Consider the following 18,264-nt stretch of genomic DNA (forward strand, 5'->3'; position numbering starts at 1 on the left):
TCATCATCATATGGGTAACCAACTATATAGCTTAATAAAATTCATTACTTCTTTTGAATCTGTCATCCTGAGTGATAGCGAAGAATCTTACAAAGTAAAGAATCTTCCTTTAATATTGATCAAGATTCTTCGCTATGCTCAGAATGGCACCAACCTTAGAAATATGCATTTTGCTGACTACTGTTTACTCACTGGTTTTCTGATTACAATAGAATCCAATACACCGTTAAATCCATCATCAGCTTCTTCCCAACCCTCTAGATGAGCAACATCCTTTTCAATAGCTGTTATTGTTAATGTATCGGGAGTTACATCTATTGTCATATAATGAAATACCGGATGAGTAGAAGCAGCTTCTTCTAAAGCCGGGTCAGTCTTTCTAAATGCAAGCCACGAAGAATCTCCTACTTCTTCTATAGGATACATATCTCTATTCTGAGCTCCGGCCCCAGCACTGGTAATAAATATGATACCTTTGTCCGCAGTCGCCTCCCCGAACCTTCCTGAACCCTCTTCAGCATAAGCATTATCTTTTTTATAATACTGTGCCTGTTGCAGTTCACCCTCAAGTCTTGAACGGTAGCCCACTATGTTCTTCGTACGCTCATAGTTGTGGTCATGCGCAGTAAAAACAACATCAACAGCACCTGATTCTTCTGCAATATCTATAAATCCGCCTTCTTCCATTAGTCCAGCACCTTCAAGAACATCATTCATATGCCCTGTGCTGGTTGTATAGATTGAATGATGTAACAAAATAACCACCCAATCAATTTCTCCAGTATCTTTTGCTTGCTTGGCTTTAGCTAGGTCATTCTTCAACCATTCAAGCTGTGCCTTATTCCATTCCTGCTTAGGATAACCTGACATGAAGGCTACAAAATGTACATTCCCATAATTATAAGAATACCAATATTCTTCATTGCCTTCGTTGTTCAAATCTGGCCAACCTTTCATTGCCTTTTCAGGGAAGTTAAATAAATTCCACCATGTTGGTGCTAACCTTTCATGATTCCCGTGTACATGAATCATCGGATATCTTGCCATCATTTCCTTAGTATTGGACTTCCCACCTACTCCATAATTAAACCATGCATCATACTCAATAAATGCACCATTTCCACCGTAGTCACCTGTAAAACCCACAAATCCTGGTATTCCCTTTTCTGCATTTTTACCAAACATTTCTAAAATCTCACCATTTAAATCATTAAAAACATCATACTGGGCTTTTGTATCGCCCATAACAACAAAAGTGAAGTTTATGGGATCTTCTGGGCTTGTTCTAAGTGTGTATATTTCTGATTTTATCGGATTCGTTCCTTTGCTTTCTACATAATATTCATATACAGTGTCTGGTATTAGATTTTTCAAAACTGCCTGATATGAATGAGCTTCATAAATATCCATGGAGAAATACTCTGGTTTAACTTTTATTTCCTCGAATTTTCCTCCATCTTTTTCTCTTATGTAAATCACGCCTTCTGTTGATGATGTAGCAGCAATCCAGTTTATTGAAAGACTTTGCTTCTTTCCTGTAATATGATCTGCCTCAGACCAAGTAAGATTGATGTTCATTTTATCTCCCTTAATTGACTTCATCTCTCCAGGCTGTAGTACTATATCATCTCTCAAAGGAAAGTATTCAATTACATGGGGATGATGCATTCTAAAACCGAATTTATTTTCTTCTTCGAGTCCCCACGTATAGCCATATGTTACCCATATACTATCCCCATATGCTGCAATTGCATGCTTATGTGAACCATAAGGCAAGTCACTTCTTCTGATATAGCTGTCGGTAGCAGGGGTATACTCATAAACAGTGGGGAGGAATTCACCCATATTTCTTCCTGCTAGGATATATAGTTTGTCGCCTACAACAGCTACACAGGGTCCATCAACACCGCTAGGCAAATCACTTAATTGTTTCCACTGTGAACCTTTTTCGGCATTGGGATCAAATACCCATGCTAATCGGCTGGCTTCGCCCTCGTCTTCACTATCGAGGGAATCATCGTGAAGTGGTTCTCCTCCAAATATGTAAAATTTGTTTTCAACCACAGCACCTGCATATCCACCTTCAGCAGGAATCTCATAATCAAAGGCTTCTCTATCTATAAATTTCTCAGTCACAGGATCAAATATAGATATAGTAGCATCTTCAGCCATAATAACTACGTAGTTTTTCCCGTCAATTTCCATTTGTCCCCACGAGCCAGTATTCCACGTATCCAGTTCGCCAATGTTTTCCATAGCTTCTATTTCTAATGTTTCAGTATTAAATCTCTGCATTTCCCTATTTGCAGCTATGTAGATATAAGGACTATGATCATCTATAGTGAAGGCTGTAGATTTGTAGTACTTACTACCAGTTCCAACATCGGTGTATCCTCTTTCTCCAGTTTTTAAGTTGATCCATTCTATGTTAGGGAAATCTTGAAATTCTTTAGTCCCATCTTGCCCCCAACCTAGATAATGAGAGTAATAAGCTCTTCCTCCTGTAATCCATAATATATCACCAATCACTGTAGCACTATGTCCTCTCCTTGGATGCAATAGCTGTAAATCCTCATGATTAATCATTATTGGGCTATCATCTTGGGCTGATATTGCTACAACACTACTACCGCCTAAAAGTATAGTGAATAGCATTGTAATCATTAATAATAATGGGATAGTTCTCTTCATCATTTCATCCCTTCCCCTATTTAAATTAGTTAAGTACAGATATCCAGAAATTATTAATTTTATTAAGATGATCATAATTAAAATCCAAATCTAAATCCCATACATTTAAAGTATCCAGAGGAGGTGTTTCTTCCTCAGTAGGGATATTCTCGTTAGTTGGCCATGAACCTACTACTCTAAAAGGATCTAACCCCTCACCAGCTCCATCTGCTTCACCGCCTACCCATCTTATAAATAGTTTGGCAGCATTAACGTTTGGAGCATGATCAGCAATAACCAAGTAAGCAGGAGCGGGCACAGAAAATCTTGGCTCCATTTCATAAGTTGTACCAATCTCTAGACCCTTTGATCGATCTCTTAGCTTAGAGGAAACCGCAATGCCTATTGGAGGATTTGTTTGACCTGGTGCTCCTATAGCTTCAACTACTTCCGAATCTGAGTTGGTTAGAATTAAATCGTTTGCAGCAAGTCTTTTCATAAACTCATATCCAGCATTTTCTGTTCCATCAAGAACTATTTCCTCACCGAAGGCTTCCTTATAGGCTACTGCCATTTCATCAGCGTTTTGTATCATTGCCATAAATAGTCCCATGTTCTCTGCTGTAGATATAGGATTTGCCAACATAATTTTTCCCTTGAATTCAGATTTTGTCAAATCCCACCAGTTCGTTACTGGACAGGTTTCATAAGCCTCTGTATTATAGAAAACCTGCTTCATTTCAATATAAGGAGCAAATGCATATTTATGATATTCCTGAGGTATTTGTGCGCCGATATCACTTGGAATATATTTGTGTAAAATACCAGTCTTCATAAATTCGTTTACCATAGCTCCATCGGAATCTTTTACAAACAGTACATCGACATTATTCAAGCCAGCTGCATGTTCTCTTTCAGTTTTTTCAAATATTTCAGCCATTCTCATGTCATAACCCTCAACAGTTACTCCAGGATATTCTTTTTCAAAACTTTCCTTTATTGTTTTTATCCTACTTGACATGGAGTATACTACAACCTTACCTTCTTTTTTTGCATTTTCATATAATTCTTCTACTGTAAAATCTTTATCTAATTCCGCATTTTCCAACCATTCAGACACATTGCCTGAATTTGTTGCATCAATATCCTGTTGTACAGCTTTTTCTCCGCATCCTACTATTGTAAGCATCATAACGATTAGTAAAACAACCGTGATTAGTAATTTTGTCCTTACTCTAATGGCTCCCATTTTCATAACCTTGACCCCCTTCTACTTTTTTTATAATAAATCCTAGGATTTATTTTTCATTCAAACCAATAGACAGCCACTAACACCTATTCCGTACTATATTGTTACAATTAGATTTTCTGTTTCCTGCTCAAAAACATTTACTTTTTTAGAATCGATATCCAACCATACTGTTTGATCATAGTCAAAATCTTCTTGCCCAATTACTTTTCCCATGATTCGTGTGCCGTTGATATCTACCTGAATTAATGTTTCAGATCCGGCAGGTAATATAGAATATATCTTTCCCTCGATGCCACCATCACATAGATCTCTCTTGATATTCACGTGTTCCGGTCTCAGTGCCATGATCACCTTTTCTTTAATGCTTTCCATATTTTTTCTCAGCAATTTATTATTGTAAAATTTCATTTTTCCTAAAATACTATCTACTTCTAAACCCTCTATTATTCTTGTACATTTCCCTTCAATAAAATTGATTCTAGGGTTTCCTATAAAGTCAGCAACCTTTTTACTTGCAGGGTTGTTATAGATATTCTTAGGTGTGTCTACTTGCACAAGATTGCCTTCAAAGAATATAGCAATTTTCGTTGACATTGTTAGTGCCTCAACCTGATCATGAGTAACATATATGATTGTAGTATTTAGATCCCTATGAAGTCTTTTTAGCTCCGATCTCATATCAACTCTCAACTTTGCATCCAAATTAGAGAGAGGTTCATCTAAAAGAAGTATTTTAGGTTCAGAAACAATAGCTCGAGCAATTGCAACTCTTTGCTGCTGACCTCCAGACAATTCTGAAGGATATCTGTCCATATATTCAAAGATCCGCATTCTTTTCAAAGCATTTTCTACTTTTTCTTCTATCAATTTCTTTGATAGCTTCTTAATTGTCAATCCAAAAGAAACGTTTTCTTTTACTGTCATATGGGGCCACAAAGCATAACTTTGAAATACAAGGTTTAAGCCTCGTTTTGATGGTGGTACATAATATGCTTCAATAGCATTAGTAACCTCTTTATTGTCTATGGTAATTCTTCCCTCTTGAGGATTCTCCAGACCTGCTATAACCCTTAGCGTAGTAGTCTTCCCGCATCCTGATGGGCCTAAAAGGGTCATGAAGTCTCCATCCTCTACAACTAAATTTACGTCCTTTAAAACATGCACCTTATCATAATATTTATTTATATCGCTAAGCACTATTTGACTCATGATTATCCCCCTATTCCTTTAGACATATCGGCTTTTCCAATTTTTGTTGATAACAGATAAACTACTATGATGGTTATAACAATAATAGTAGTCATCGCATCTCCATACTGTCGGAAACCTGTATCAGAGTATGCGTATGTTAAAGCAGTGAGCGTAGTTGTAGAAGGCGTTGCAAGTAATACAATAAGATCTAGCTCCTTCATTGCACTAATAAATATCAGTAGAAACCCGCTTAGAAAACCTTGTTTAGAAAGAGGCATCATTATTCGTAAAAATCTTTTCATAAAGGATGCACCCTCAATAGCAGCCGCTTCCTCCAGTTCCGTTCCTATTTGAATCATATTACTGGTCCCCGCCCTTGCTGCAAAGGGAAGGTATTTAACAACACTTATTAATATTAATAGGGCTAATGTACCATACAGTGCCGGCATTATAAATCTGGGCTGAGAAAACATTGAAAGATATATAGCACCAAATGCAATTGAAGGTATCAGATACGGCGTAAATGACAACTGGTCTATTATTCTTCCTGATAATTTTTTTCTGCCTCGAGATATAATATATCCTAGTATCAATCCAACGAATGTAGCTATGACTGAAGAGCTTATTACTAATTTGAATGTATTTTTAATAGAACTCCATATTGCAGGATTTTTTAATATTCCAGGTTCACCTTCCCCTATAGCTGGAATTGATTGACCTATCCAAAAATGAGTTGTGAAGTTACTTAAACTGAATTCTCCAACCTTAAGCATAAATGTCTGAAGAATCATTAATATAAGGGGCATTATCCCAGCAAAAACTAAGAATGTAGAAAGTATGATGACAACTGGGTTTTTCATTTTTCCTAATTCAAACAGGTTTCTTCTTGTATCTTTTCCTCCAATTGTAGTATAACTTTTTCTTTTTCCTATTGCCCTCTGATTAATATAAACTGTTAAGGCAGCAATTAGTATTAAAAATATACTGAGTATATAGGCTTGAACTGTTTGTCTATTGCGCATACTGGAGTACAGCATAGTTGATATCGTATAGTAATTGACTTTTAGTCCTAAAAAGGCAGGTACTCCAAATGTTCCAATCACCTTTGAAAAAGTAAGTATAATAGAAGATAATATTGCTGGAAGTACTATGGGAAGTGTGATTTTTTTGAGAATAGTAAACCTATTTGCTCCTGCAATTTCCGCCATTTCTTCTAAATCTCCTCCAACAGAACTCAGGGCAGAGGACATTAGAAGAAAGGTAAATGCATAGTAATGGATTGAAAGAATAAGTACAATTGGTACGAATCCATAAGCAAGCCAGTCAGGCGTTGTAATATTGAAAATATAATTCAAAAGTCCTTGATTTCCACCAATTCTATCATTTTTAAATACTGCTAGCCATGCCATTGCTTTATACCAAGAAGGCAGCATATAAGGTACAATAATTAGAAAGGTGAAAAGTTTTTTACAAGGAAGATCAGTACGAACGATAAGCCATGCCATGATTGACCCTAAGCTAATAGCGAAAAATGAAACTGTAATAGATATCAATAAAGTATTGGCCATAGGTTTGTAAAATAAGGATTGACTTATGTTGCTAGATAATAAATTTTTCCAATGATATAGGGTAAATTCCCCTGGAACCGCATCCTTTACTTCCCTCAAATCAATTTGTCTCCATTTAAAAGTAGTAGTGAGTATCTCCCATAAAGGCATGATGATAAGACATGTTAAAAGCATAAGGGTTATCATACTAATTAGTTTATATGGGTTTGTAAAAAATGATATAAAAGTATTTTTGTAGAAGTTTTTATTCCATGTTCTGATTGTTTTACCTGAAAAATCTGTACTCAACTTTGGCATTACTTGAATCCTCCCCCCACTTAAAAATTTAAATTCTATAATTAATAAAAACCCCTTTTAAAGTTTGAGTATTCAGTCAATTTCTCATATGCAACATCGTCTTAAAGTCCATTTTCTTGCTTATTCAAAAAAATTGCTACCATTGATCAAGGGGGAAAAAAGGAGCTTTTTATGGTAATTGTCTTCACTTTAGGCATTATACTCCTTTTTTCATGAATCAAATAACATAACATTTAGTAATCTTTCAAAATGCTTATATCATCAATAATATATAGAAAAGTAACCTAAATGCTATATTATAGGTAAGTTAGCTTCCCTTTTAAACCATAGTTCATTTAGGAAATCATTATAAGGATATGAATAAAGGAATATCTCTTTATAAAACAAGCATGTATTGCAGGATCTTCTAAGTACCCTTCTACTTTCATAAAATTTCTTATTGATTTTAATAATTATTTGAATCTCAAATATTATAATAGGTGAAAAGTTAACTGTTTACTTTATCCAAAACATTTACAATTTCATTTAAATCCTCTATTACATAATCAGCTCCATGATCTCCGACATTTGTATCCTTTAGATTAGTTAAAAACGATTTTATTTGTATTGCTAGTGCAAATCCAGCAGCCTTCGAACCAATAACATCTCTTGAGATTGTATCTCCTACATATACTGCTTCATTAGGAATAGAATCCATTGCTTCCAGCGCCTCAGTAAATATAGATATCCTTGGTTTTCTATATCCATGAATACTTGAAAGAGAGACCCATTGAAAATATTCTTTTATTCCGTATAATTCCAACGAACTGAAAACCTGTGTTTGACTTGAAGTGTTACTTACAATTCCAAGCTTATACCCCCTATCTTTTAAACTTTTTAGCATTTCAGGAGCTTCTTTTTTACACTTTCTTCTATAAAACTTTGTCTCCCACATTACTGCAAGTTCCTCACCTATCTCTTTAAGTATTCTTTCCTCAATGTTAAAATCCTTTAGATGCCACTTTGACCAGATATCACAGGGAGATGCTTCAATAAATGTTTTTTCACTCCATGAAGCATACTCATTATTTCTTTTTTGCAATATTTCAAAAAATTCTTCTAAGGAAATATTCAGAGGAATAGATTTTTTATCTAAATACTCCATTAAGTCTTTTGAGGCTTTCAATCTATTTTCAGTATCAAAAGAAATGTCTTCTAGAGTTCCTCCCATATCAAATAAAACAGTGTTAATTTTCATATAAATATCCCCCCTTTACGGTGTAATTTTATTAAACTTTGAAAACTTATTTTGTAACTTAAACGTATAAGTGAACCAATAAATATTTTTTGATACATCTGATCACTCATGTTCAATCAACTGAAAAATAATATAAAATAATTAAATCATCAGCTCTAAAGATAAGTAATGGGTTTTGATAAGCAAAATTTTGAGTTTAAGTAGTGAAGAAGTTGTTTGACTATATAAAAAAGTCTGGCAAGCTATTACCTATCAACTAAATTGATATCCTCATCTGAATTCCAATGAAATAGCCCACTTATACGTTTAAGTTAATTTCGTTAATTTTATTTATTATCGATCACTTCTATATTTCTTGTTGATGATAAAAATGTTTTTATCATCAAATTCATATTAGTTTATTTGACAAGAAATAATTTTCACTGATTTTATCAACATATCAAATAATATATTTTACATAATGTTCGGATTATTTTTTTGTTAAATTTAAATTTTCCTGATTTGCTTATACGTTTAAGTAGATATTACCATGTAGTTCCAATTTTGTCAACATCTATTTATTTTAAATTTGGTAAGAAAAACTATATAATATGATAATTACTTAACTCAATTTCCAATCCAATTCAAATTTTTTTGAAATTTATTCTTTAAATAAATAATTTTATATGTATCCCTATTCAATGAGTCCTCCAATGACCGCTGATAATAGTAACCTCACTACCAGTTCGTAATTAGAAATCATCATTTACCCCCTTTATTCTTCGTTGTATTGCTTTTGCCTACTGCTTCACTAGACTGAAGTCTAGCACTACATTCTCGAAGTAAATTCGGCTACAATTCAGAGGAAAAACCATCCCTCTGAATTAAGTCTCATTTTATCTCCATATTATTGATTACTTTGTATAGAATCTCTTCTACCCCTTCATTGCAATCGTAGGATGTAATGAAATTTGCTTTTTTTTGCAATTCATCTTTTGCATTTCTAACAGCTACACCTAACCCTGCAGCTTCAATCATAGAGATATCATTTCTCTCATCACCGATAGCAATGATTTCTTCTATAGATATATCTAATTTATCTGCTAAAATCTGTAATGCTCTACCTTTTGATGCATCCGCTGGTAGTAACTCAAGATAATTGTGCTCTGAGCAAATAAAATTCAAAGGAACTTCTGTGATTTGTTGCAGGTGGCTGATAAAAAGGTGAAATCCTTTCTCCTCTCCAATAAATAGTATTTTTGTAGGGGCCACCTTTAAAAATTCATATAGATCTCCTGCTTCTATACATCCTACCTTCTCTTTATCTACATGTTTAGCTATGGAAGGTGTCATTTTATTAATATATGCCTTTCTATCCAGATATAAGATTGCATCTAAATCATGATTCTTACAAATCTTAAGAGCTATTTTTGCTAAATCATAATCTAGTTTAGATTCATAGATGATTTCATTGGTAATGGTATTCACTACTGCCGAACCATTATAAACAATAACTGGGATATCAATGTTTAACTGACTAATAATCGGTTGAATTGCTGCCTCCATTCTTCCTGTAGCGATTGTAAAACTTCCCCCCATTTTTTTAAAATGGTCTACAAGCTCCTTTGTTTTTTCTGATACTTCTTTTTTATTACAAATCAGTGTTCCATCTATATCTGATACAATTAACTTATATTTCACTATCTCGTCCCCCAAAATTATGAAATTTTTGTGTTTTTTTATACCTTTTTACTTCGATAATAATCGAATAGAGTCTAAATCCAATTGTACATTTACTTCTTCTCCTTCATTAAACATTCCATTTTTTTCTGATATAGCCATAGCTTCTGCCTGATCATGGGTTACATATAGACTGGTGATCCCTAGTCTTCTTTGTAACTTTCTTAATTCGTCCCTCATATACTCCCTTAATTTTCCATCTAAACTGGATATCCTTCTGCTGAAGGTTCTAATCCATCATGGGAAAAAACGATACCAATAGATGCTTCACCTAATGCAACATTTTTAGCAGGAGCTGAGCCTGATTTTGTATATTGCCTAACATTATCATTAAATCCTCTGAAATATTCCCAGCAGATAGTCTTACATAATTTACTTGAATGCCCGTCTCCGTTTCAAAGACATTTAAGTAGACAGGTATCTCTGTGTCAGGTAAAGCAGTATACACGGTCAGTTCTTTATATTCCCCAGATCCCTGGATGTGCATGCAATCGTTACTATCGTGGTTGATAGTAGTAAAAGCACCAATCCTAGAAACTTTTTTGACCTTTTTCCAAGCATTTTATAATCCCCCTTTTTAAATAAGAATCATTTTATTTAGTATAATATTCTGACTTATTTGCCTTTAATGCCTTTTAGAAAAAAGTATACGTCACCTCCTTTTAGACTAATTATTAAAATATCAGTACTTATCTTTGTACAGTGTATTGTCATTCTCAATAAAAAACCTCTAGTATGATGTATAGACATCTCTACTTGTAGTATACCATAAAAAAAACAATTTGCGTCAATTGTTTTAAATTTTTTAAAATTTTATTTGAAATCTTTCTCATATTCTCTGTTACATCTTGCTGCATATTGGGAAATTTATGATTCATTAGTAATCTTATAAAGTATAAAATTTTCTATTAATCATTCTATCCTTTCTCTTCTAATCCAAAATCTAAATATGTCATTTCTAAAATAATCCAATGCATAAAAAATTGGTTTGTTTCTCTCATCGTAATGAACTTGCTTTAATAATAATACTGGTGTATCTTTGGTGATTTGTAATTTTTTTATATTTGCATCATTCTTTGATGGTACGATTATTTCAGTGTCAGCTCTAATAATATGGATATTGCACTCTTTTTCTAAAAAAGTGAATAGTGATCCAGATAGATATCCTTTTTGCTCAAGTACTCTCCCAAGATTGCTGGTTTTTGAGATAATGTTAATGGTTAGAGCTACAGGTTCGTCATTTGCAGTTCTTATTCTTTCCAATATAATAACCGACGTTCCTTCTTTTATATCCAGTGCTTCTGCCCATTCCCTATTGCATTGATCCTTCGTTATTTCTTCTTTTGTTTCTCCCTCCTTTAGTCCTGCTATTCGAATCATACTACTCATACTCTGCAACTTCTCAAGACTGCTAGGTATACTAGATAATGGCTTAATAACAAAGGTTCCTATACCATGCTTCACTAATAGCTTACCTTCTTGCTCCAACAGTTTAACTGCTGATCGAAATGTATCCCTGCTAACATTAAAATAGTTTGCCATTTCATACTCCGATGGCAATCGTTCTCCTATAGCTAATTCTTTGTTTTCTATCATTTTTTCAATTTCTTCTTTTATTTTTAAGTAACTAGGAATCATAATCTATTCCACCCAACTCCTTTTGCATGTTTTTTTCATGATATCATAATTTTGTGACAAATGGAACTACGAAAATATTATATCTATCCAATCATACCAATCATATTTTTGAAAATTATTAAATAAGAGATGAAAGTCCCGTTGTCTGTAGACAACGGGACTTTCATTATAAAAAGAGCTATTATTTCATCCTCCGGTGTATTGCTAAGACTCCCAGTTTCACACTGAATTAAGTCTCATTTTATCAACCTGTTTTGTTTTTGATATAAACGCTTGTACCCATGATCTGCTACTCTATATAATACAAGATTAGCCAAGTAATTCTTTTTCAATTCTTTCTTTTGCCTCAATTGCTTGATGCATTTTTTCTGGGAATCCAAATAAGGAAACTGCAGCGATTGCATCTTTTCTCTGCCCAAACTTCATCTGGCGAAGTTTCTTAAAAAAAGCATCAAAATTCACTTCTCCATCTCCAATGCCTACATGCTGATGTACTGCAGCACTAACACCTGGAGGGTTAACAATGTAACGGCAGTGCTTCGTGTGATTTAAAGTATCAGCCACAATAATATGTGTTAAATCATCACCAGCATAATCAAGCATCATCTCCACATCACCTACACCATCATCATAGAAGAATGTATGAGCTGCACAGTAAAGATATTTTATATAATCACTTCGAAATGATTTTACAATATCAATTGTTTCATTGTTATTTTCGCAGAAATCATAAGGATGTGATTGAATGTCGACTCGAACACCTTCTCTTTCAAGAATTGGAAGAAGTTCTTCTATGGATCGGTAAAGCATTTCTTCACAAATAACCGGCTGATGTGGATCGCCAGCAAGCTCAGTATTGATTACATTAACACCTAGTTCAACAGCAATTTCAATAGCTCGTTTCCAATTTTTCACAGCAGCCTGACGACGATCTTCATCAGGACCTGACCAGTTGTAAACAGTAATTAGAGAAGAAATCTCAAGCCCCGTTTCTTTTAAGGCATTTTTATACTCGGTTACAATTTCCTTACTTGCCTTTGGATGTTTATAAAATGGTAATATTTGAGGATGTGGGGATTGTTCGATATATTTGAATCCCATATCTGCAATGTTGTGTACCATTTCAGTTATTGACATATTTTGTTGTCTAAGGACATCTGGATCAAATGCAATTTTCATCTTTCTATACCTCCTATTGATTAAAGATAATTGATTAAAGATAAAATTTAGGACATTCTGGCATAGAGATTGGAACGATCTTACCTGAATTCATAGCTTCCATAGCTTCAACGCAGGCATCTGCTGTTACTGCAGCAAAATAACCATCCCAAGCTGATGGACCATTTACTTCACCTTTTAGAGTATCATTAATCCATTCTTGAATTTCAACATCAAAGGCATCAATAAAACGTTTTTTCCAGTCTACTAGTATATCCGTTGAAAGCTTTGCTTCACTACGCATAAGCACACTCATTGGCTCCGGCAAATTTGCTACACCAGTCTCTCCTACAACTTGACATTGAATATCGTACCCATATCTACAGTTTACAAATATCTCTCCATTAATTCTAATACCCTTTTTTGTTTCTAATAAAACCATAAGTGGATCTTGTAAATCTTCAGCAGCGTCTCGTGTTTTTCTAGGTGAAATCGCCTGTACAGAAACATAATCATCATTTAGCAACCAACGTAATACATCTATTTCATGAATGAAGGTATCTACAATTGGCATAGCACCATAATAAAGACCTTGTGGAACAGATGGATTACGATGTGCACAATGTACTATTAAAGGCTCACCAATTCGTTGATTGTCAATGGTTTCTTTTAATAGACGATAGGATTCATCATAACGACGCATAAAACCTACCTGAACTAATTTTTTACCGTGAGCTATCTCAGCGTCAACGATTCGCTTGCACCCCTCTGCTGTAACCGCTAATGGTTTTTCACAAAATACTGGTTTGCCTGCAGCAATTGAAGCTAACACAAATTCTTCATGAGTAGGTCCCCAAGAGGTTACTATAATGGCATCAACATCTTCAGCCTTAATAACATCATGTCCTGTTTCGTAAATCTTTGCATCAATTTTTTCTGCTACAGCTTGGACTTGTTCCTTATTAACATCTATCACTGCAACAACCTTAGCACCTGTTAATTTATTGGTAATTCTATGGATATGCTCCTGACCAATGGCTCCTGTACCAATTACTCCTACTCTTAATGTCATAGAATATACGCCTCCTCAATATTATAATAACTTTATACTTTTCATAATCATTGTATCAAAACCTTGCTTCAACAACTTCAAAGGTTGATTTCATTTATAGTCATCTATTTATGCTCACCTGCTTTGTTAAAACCAATAACGGAAACTATAACTTATCCATATTTTATAAAGTTTATAGTTTCCTATTGGTTACGAAAAGGGGAGATTTTTTTAGAATGAAATTATTATCATATTTACTTGAATTGAAAATACTTGCCTGCAACTTCTATCGTTGTTTCTCTACCTACCTTTATTGCTTTCTCTATATCCCATTCCCAGTATTCAGGTCTGAATAGCTCAATAGATACCATTTCACTGTATCCAATCTCTTTAAGGGTTCTAAGCATTGAATCTAAATCAATTACACCTTCTCCAGGCCATAATCTATCAGCATCTGTTAATGAACCAATTGGAAAATCTTCTACATCATCAATGTGCAACAAGAATATTTTTGATCCATCAGCTTTTTGTAAATCTTCAATTCTTGATCCCATTGCATGAAAATGGAAGCAGTCTAAAACAATACCCACATTGTCTCTGTTTACAGCTTGCACAATATCATATGCTTGACCAAAAGTGTTAATTGTACATTGATGATGTCCTACAAACTCAACTGCAAGTCTGATATCATATTTCTCAGCAATATTTGCTAATTCATTTAATACTTTAACAGAACTTTCTTTAATTTGGGTTTTCGTGAATTTTTCTTCACCAACTAATGGTACTACAACGATGTTTTTACAACCAATTTTTTGTCCTACTTCACACATGTACTGTAGTTCTTCTTTGATCTCTTTGTGACCAGCTTCATCTCTATTGTTAAAAAATACTAGCGCATTAAAAGCATATGGTTTAATATGATGAGTTTTAAAGTATTCTGCAAGTTCTTCAACAGTATGAGTCTCAAGATACTCTTTTAACTTATCCATTGTTCTAATTTCAATTAAATCATACCCATGTTTTTCGCAAAACTCTAAATCCTTCTCCAATGAAGATTTCTCCATAGTTGTTGCTTGATTAAAACACATTTTCATTATTACATTCCTCCTGCACAATTTGATATTATTATTAACAAAATTTCTTTTTATTCATTGAACTTACTTTATTGACTATGGCATAATTTTGACTTTATAAAAATCTGCTATTTCGTCACTAAGTGCTCGGGCACTTTATGCCTAAAAAAAAGATTTGAGTCTCACTTTTATAAAATTAAAACGTTTTCTAAGTTTTCAAGAACCTACGTGCTCGGGCTCTTTTTTTATATTATATATGAACTTTTATAATAATGCAACAAAATATTAAATTTTCTGATTATTTTTTTGGGATTAAACAAAAATGAGGCTAAATTATATTTAACCTCATTTTTGTTTGTTAAGCTATTGAACTATAGAATTGATTTAATTTACTGCTGGTTATAAACCTGTCTTTTCTGCAATATATTTTCTTGCCTTCATTGCATACTCTAGTGGATTTGCTTTTGCTGGATCTTGTTCAGCTTCAACTACAAACCATCCTTCATAATTGTTTTCATGTAATATTTTAAATAATGGTTCAAAGTCAATCATTCCATCTCCTGGCACAGTGAATGCTCCTGCCTTCACTGCTTGAAGGAAGCTTAAATTTTCTGCCTTCACTTTATCTAACACTTCTTTCCTAACGTCTTTTAAATGAACATGCTTCACTCTGTTAACATGTTTTCTTAATGCTTCCTCTGGATTTTCACCAGAAAAAGTAAAGTGTCCTGAATCAAATAATAGGTGTACCAGCTTTGGATCTGTCATCTCCATTAATTTATCAACTTCTTCTAATGTCTGAACTCCTGTACCCATATGATGATGATAGGAAACTAACATACCCTTTTCATCTGCCAGTTTTGCTAGTTCTTCTAGCCCCCTAGCTAATTTTTCCCATTCTTCTTCTGTAAATACTGGTTTTTGAGTTAATACTGGAACATCCATCATCCCTTGAATACTATGGCCTTGCTCTGCTACACCGATCATCTTTGCTCCCATAGCATGTAGGAAGTCTCTATGCTTTATAAATTCATCAACAGTTTCTTGTAATGGCTTTGTAGTTAAAAAGGAGCTAAACCATGCATTGCAAATTTGAATACCTCTTAAATCAAGGGCTTTCTTTAGTTCTACTGGATCCTTTGGATACTTATTGCCTACTTCACTTCCAGTAAATCCTGCTAAAGCCATTTCGCTTACACACTGCTCAAAAGTATTTTCTCCACCTAATTCTGGTAAATCATCATTTGTCCATGCTATAGGAGCGATTCCTAGTTTTACTTTATCTTTATTTAACATTGATTATTCCTCCTAATTCGTTATCTGCTGATTTATCCTTCGGTGTATTGCTAAGACTCCCGCTTCTTCAAGCGGGAGATCAAGCACTACATCCTCGAAGTAAATTCGGCTACAATTCAGTGGGAGTAAAAACTCCCTCTGAATTAAGTCTCATTTTATATAATACAAGATTAATAATGTCTAGCCTTATCAATATTTTTTCTTAAATTCTTATAAACTCCTTGAATTCTTTCACTTTCTGATACTTCTGCCACACCAACCCGCCACCATGAATTATATTTATGAATCATTGTCTTTGGTAATACTTTAATGTCAATCAAGGTAGAAACTGTTTGTTTCTTTGAATCTATGATCGCTGCTTTCAGTTCTTCAATGGTCTTTACTGTATAGGTTTTGCAGCCATAGGATGCGGCATTCATTGCAAAATCAATAGGTACAAATCCTCCAGTTAATTTTCCTGTTGCCTCATCTCTAAATCTAAATTCTGTTCCAAAGCTGTCCATTCCATGCTCTAGCTGTAGGTTATTGATACAACCAAAGGTCATGTTATCTAGTAGAATAACATTGATTTTTTGTCTTTCTTGAATAGAAGTTGGTAGTTCTGAATGCAGCATCATATAGGATCCGTCTCCTACAAAGGTGTATACTTCTTTATCGGGCTCTGCCATTTTTACACCTAATGAAGCATTTACTTCGTAGCCCATGCAGGAATATCCATATTCCATATGGTATGTGTTTTCTCCTTTTGGTCTCCATGCCCGTTGTAGGTCTCCTGGTAAGCTGCCTGAAGCGCCTACAATGATATCACTTTCTGATAGCATTTCATTTAGGACACCCAATACTCTTGACTGGGTCAAGCAGGATCCTGTTAACTCTTGGAATTCTCCAAAAACAGCTTCTCTGTCAATATGGTCGGCAATTTCTGGTACAAAGCCTTCTCCTGTGTATTCTACTGCGTACACACGGTCAATTTCAGCAATATAGGCTTCTCTTGCTTCTTTTATTTCATTGATATATCCTGTTTTGTACTCTACTTTCTCTAATCCATCATATAATGATGTTAATGCAACCTTAGCATCTGCTACTACTTTTACAGCATCTAATTTGTAAGCATCAAATTCTGCTACATTAATGTTTACAAATTCTACTTCTGGGTTTTGGAATAACCATTTTGATGAGGTGGTAAAGTCTGTGTATCTTGTACCTACCCCAATCACTAAATCTACTTCTTTAGCAATGGTGTTTGCTGCTAAGCTACCTGTTTCACCAATACCACCTAAGTTTAACTCATGGCTCCACACGATTGCACTTTTCCCTGCTTGTGTTTCTCCAAAGGGGATATTAAACTTTTCTGCAAATTTCTTAAATATATCAGCAGCTTCTGAATAACGGACACCACCACCACAAATTAGCATTGGCTTTTTCTTCTTGGAAATTAATTTTACTGCATCTTGAATCATTTCTGCAGTTGCTGGTCTTCTTTCTATTCTATGCACTCGTTTTTTGAAGAAATAGTCTGGATAGTCATAAGCTTCTCCTTGCACATCCTGTGGCAGGGCTAGTGTTACCGCCCCTGTATCTGCTGGATCTGTTAATACCCGCATAGCATTGATACACGCTGTCATCAATTGTTCTGGTCTTGAAATTCTATCCCAGTATTTGCTCACTGCTTTGAATGCATCGTTGGTGCTAATGGTTAGATCGTGATACTGTTCAATTTGTTGTAAAACTGGGTCTGGTTGTCTTGTGGCATAGGTATCTCCTGGTAGGAACAGTACAGGAATTCTATTAGCACTTGCTGTTGCTGCTGCTGTTATCATATTAGCAGCTCCTGGACCTACTGACGATGTACATGCATAGATTTGCTTTCTGTTAAGCTGTTTTGTAAACCCCATAGCTGCATGTGCCATACCTTGTTCATTTCTTCCTTGATGTACAATCAACTCTCCTGGGTCTTGCTCTAAAGCTTGCCCTATCCCTAGAACATTACCGTGTCCAAAAATGGTGAAAATACCTTTTACAAATTTTAGTTCAACTCCGTCAACTTCTACATACTGATTGTCAAGGAATTTTATAAGAGCTTGTGCCATTGTCATACGAATGGTTTTCATTCT

The 18,264-nt window shown here is 34.5% G+C and carries 13 protein-coding genes; all 13 read right to left on the reverse strand.

Annotated features, from left to right (window positions below; translation table 11 throughout):
* Nucleotides 1–177: 177 nt before the first annotated feature.
* Entirely contained in the window at nt 178–2,694 is a 2,517-nt protein-coding gene (locus CHB72_RS02930; protein WP_176431162.1) for a metallophosphoesterase, read from the reverse strand.
* A gap of 22 nt (nt 2,695–2,716) precedes the next feature.
* Nucleotides 2,717–3,925, reverse strand: a complete 1,209-nt coding sequence (locus CHB72_RS02935; RefSeq protein ID WP_089281379.1) for an ABC transporter substrate-binding protein — start codon at nt 3,923–3,925, stop codon at nt 2,717–2,719.
* Between the two features lie 90 nt (nt 3,926–4,015).
* A complete protein-coding gene (locus CHB72_RS02940) occupies nt 4,016–5,131 on the reverse strand; it encodes an ABC transporter ATP-binding protein (protein WP_089281380.1) in 1,116 nt (371 codons plus the stop codon).
* A gap of 2 nt (nt 5,132–5,133) precedes the next feature.
* On the reverse strand, nt 5,134–6,978 hold the full coding sequence (locus CHB72_RS02945; protein ID WP_089281381.1) for an ABC transporter permease: 1,845 nt from the start codon (nt 6,976–6,978) through the stop codon (nt 5,134–5,136).
* Nucleotides 6,979–7,465: 487 nt separating this feature from the next.
* Entirely contained in the window at nt 7,466–8,215 is a 750-nt protein-coding gene (locus CHB72_RS02950) for an HAD family hydrolase (RefSeq protein WP_089281382.1), read from the reverse strand.
* Between the two features lie 870 nt (nt 8,216–9,085).
* Entirely contained in the window at nt 9,086–9,895 is an 810-nt protein-coding gene (locus CHB72_RS02955) for a Cof-type HAD-IIB family hydrolase (RefSeq protein ID WP_176431163.1), read from the reverse strand.
* A gap of 48 nt (nt 9,896–9,943) precedes the next feature.
* A complete protein-coding gene (locus CHB72_RS26965) occupies nt 9,944–10,114 on the reverse strand; it encodes a hypothetical protein (RefSeq protein WP_207652477.1) in 171 nt (56 codons plus the stop codon).
* 732 nt (nt 10,115–10,846) lie between these two features.
* Complete coding sequence (locus CHB72_RS02960; protein ID WP_089281384.1) at nt 10,847–11,572, reverse strand: GntR family transcriptional regulator; 726 nt, start codon at nt 11,570–11,572, stop codon at nt 10,847–10,849.
* 309 nt (nt 11,573–11,881) lie between these two features.
* Nucleotides 11,882–12,751 (reverse strand): sugar phosphate isomerase/epimerase family protein, encoded by an 870-nt coding sequence (locus CHB72_RS02965; protein ID WP_089281385.1) that lies wholly within the window; start codon nt 12,749–12,751, stop codon nt 11,882–11,884.
* 34 nt (nt 12,752–12,785) lie between these two features.
* Nucleotides 12,786–13,802, reverse strand: a complete 1,017-nt coding sequence (locus tag CHB72_RS02970; RefSeq protein WP_089281386.1) for a Gfo/Idh/MocA family protein — start codon at nt 13,800–13,802, stop codon at nt 12,786–12,788.
* 233 nt (nt 13,803–14,035) lie between these two features.
* Entirely contained in the window at nt 14,036–14,875 is an 840-nt protein-coding gene (locus tag CHB72_RS02975; RefSeq protein WP_089281387.1) for a sugar phosphate isomerase/epimerase family protein, read from the reverse strand.
* A 378-nt stretch (nt 14,876–15,253) separates the two neighbouring features.
* On the reverse strand, nt 15,254–16,150 hold the full coding sequence (gene iolE, locus CHB72_RS02980) for a myo-inosose-2 dehydratase (RefSeq protein ID WP_089281388.1): 897 nt from the start codon (nt 16,148–16,150) through the stop codon (nt 15,254–15,256).
* Nucleotides 16,151–16,320: 170 nt separating this feature from the next.
* Entirely contained in the window at nt 16,321–18,261 is a 1,941-nt protein-coding gene (iolD, locus tag CHB72_RS02985) for a 3D-(3,5/4)-trihydroxycyclohexane-1,2-dione acylhydrolase (decyclizing) (RefSeq protein ID WP_089281389.1), read from the reverse strand.
* Between the last annotated feature and the right edge of the window lie 3 nt (nt 18,262–18,264).

Origin of the sequence: Anaerovirgula multivorans (assembly GCF_900188145.1) — a bacterium.
In the GTDB taxonomy this organism is placed as follows: domain Bacteria; phylum Bacillota; class Clostridia; order Peptostreptococcales; family Natronincolaceae; genus Anaerovirgula; species Anaerovirgula multivorans.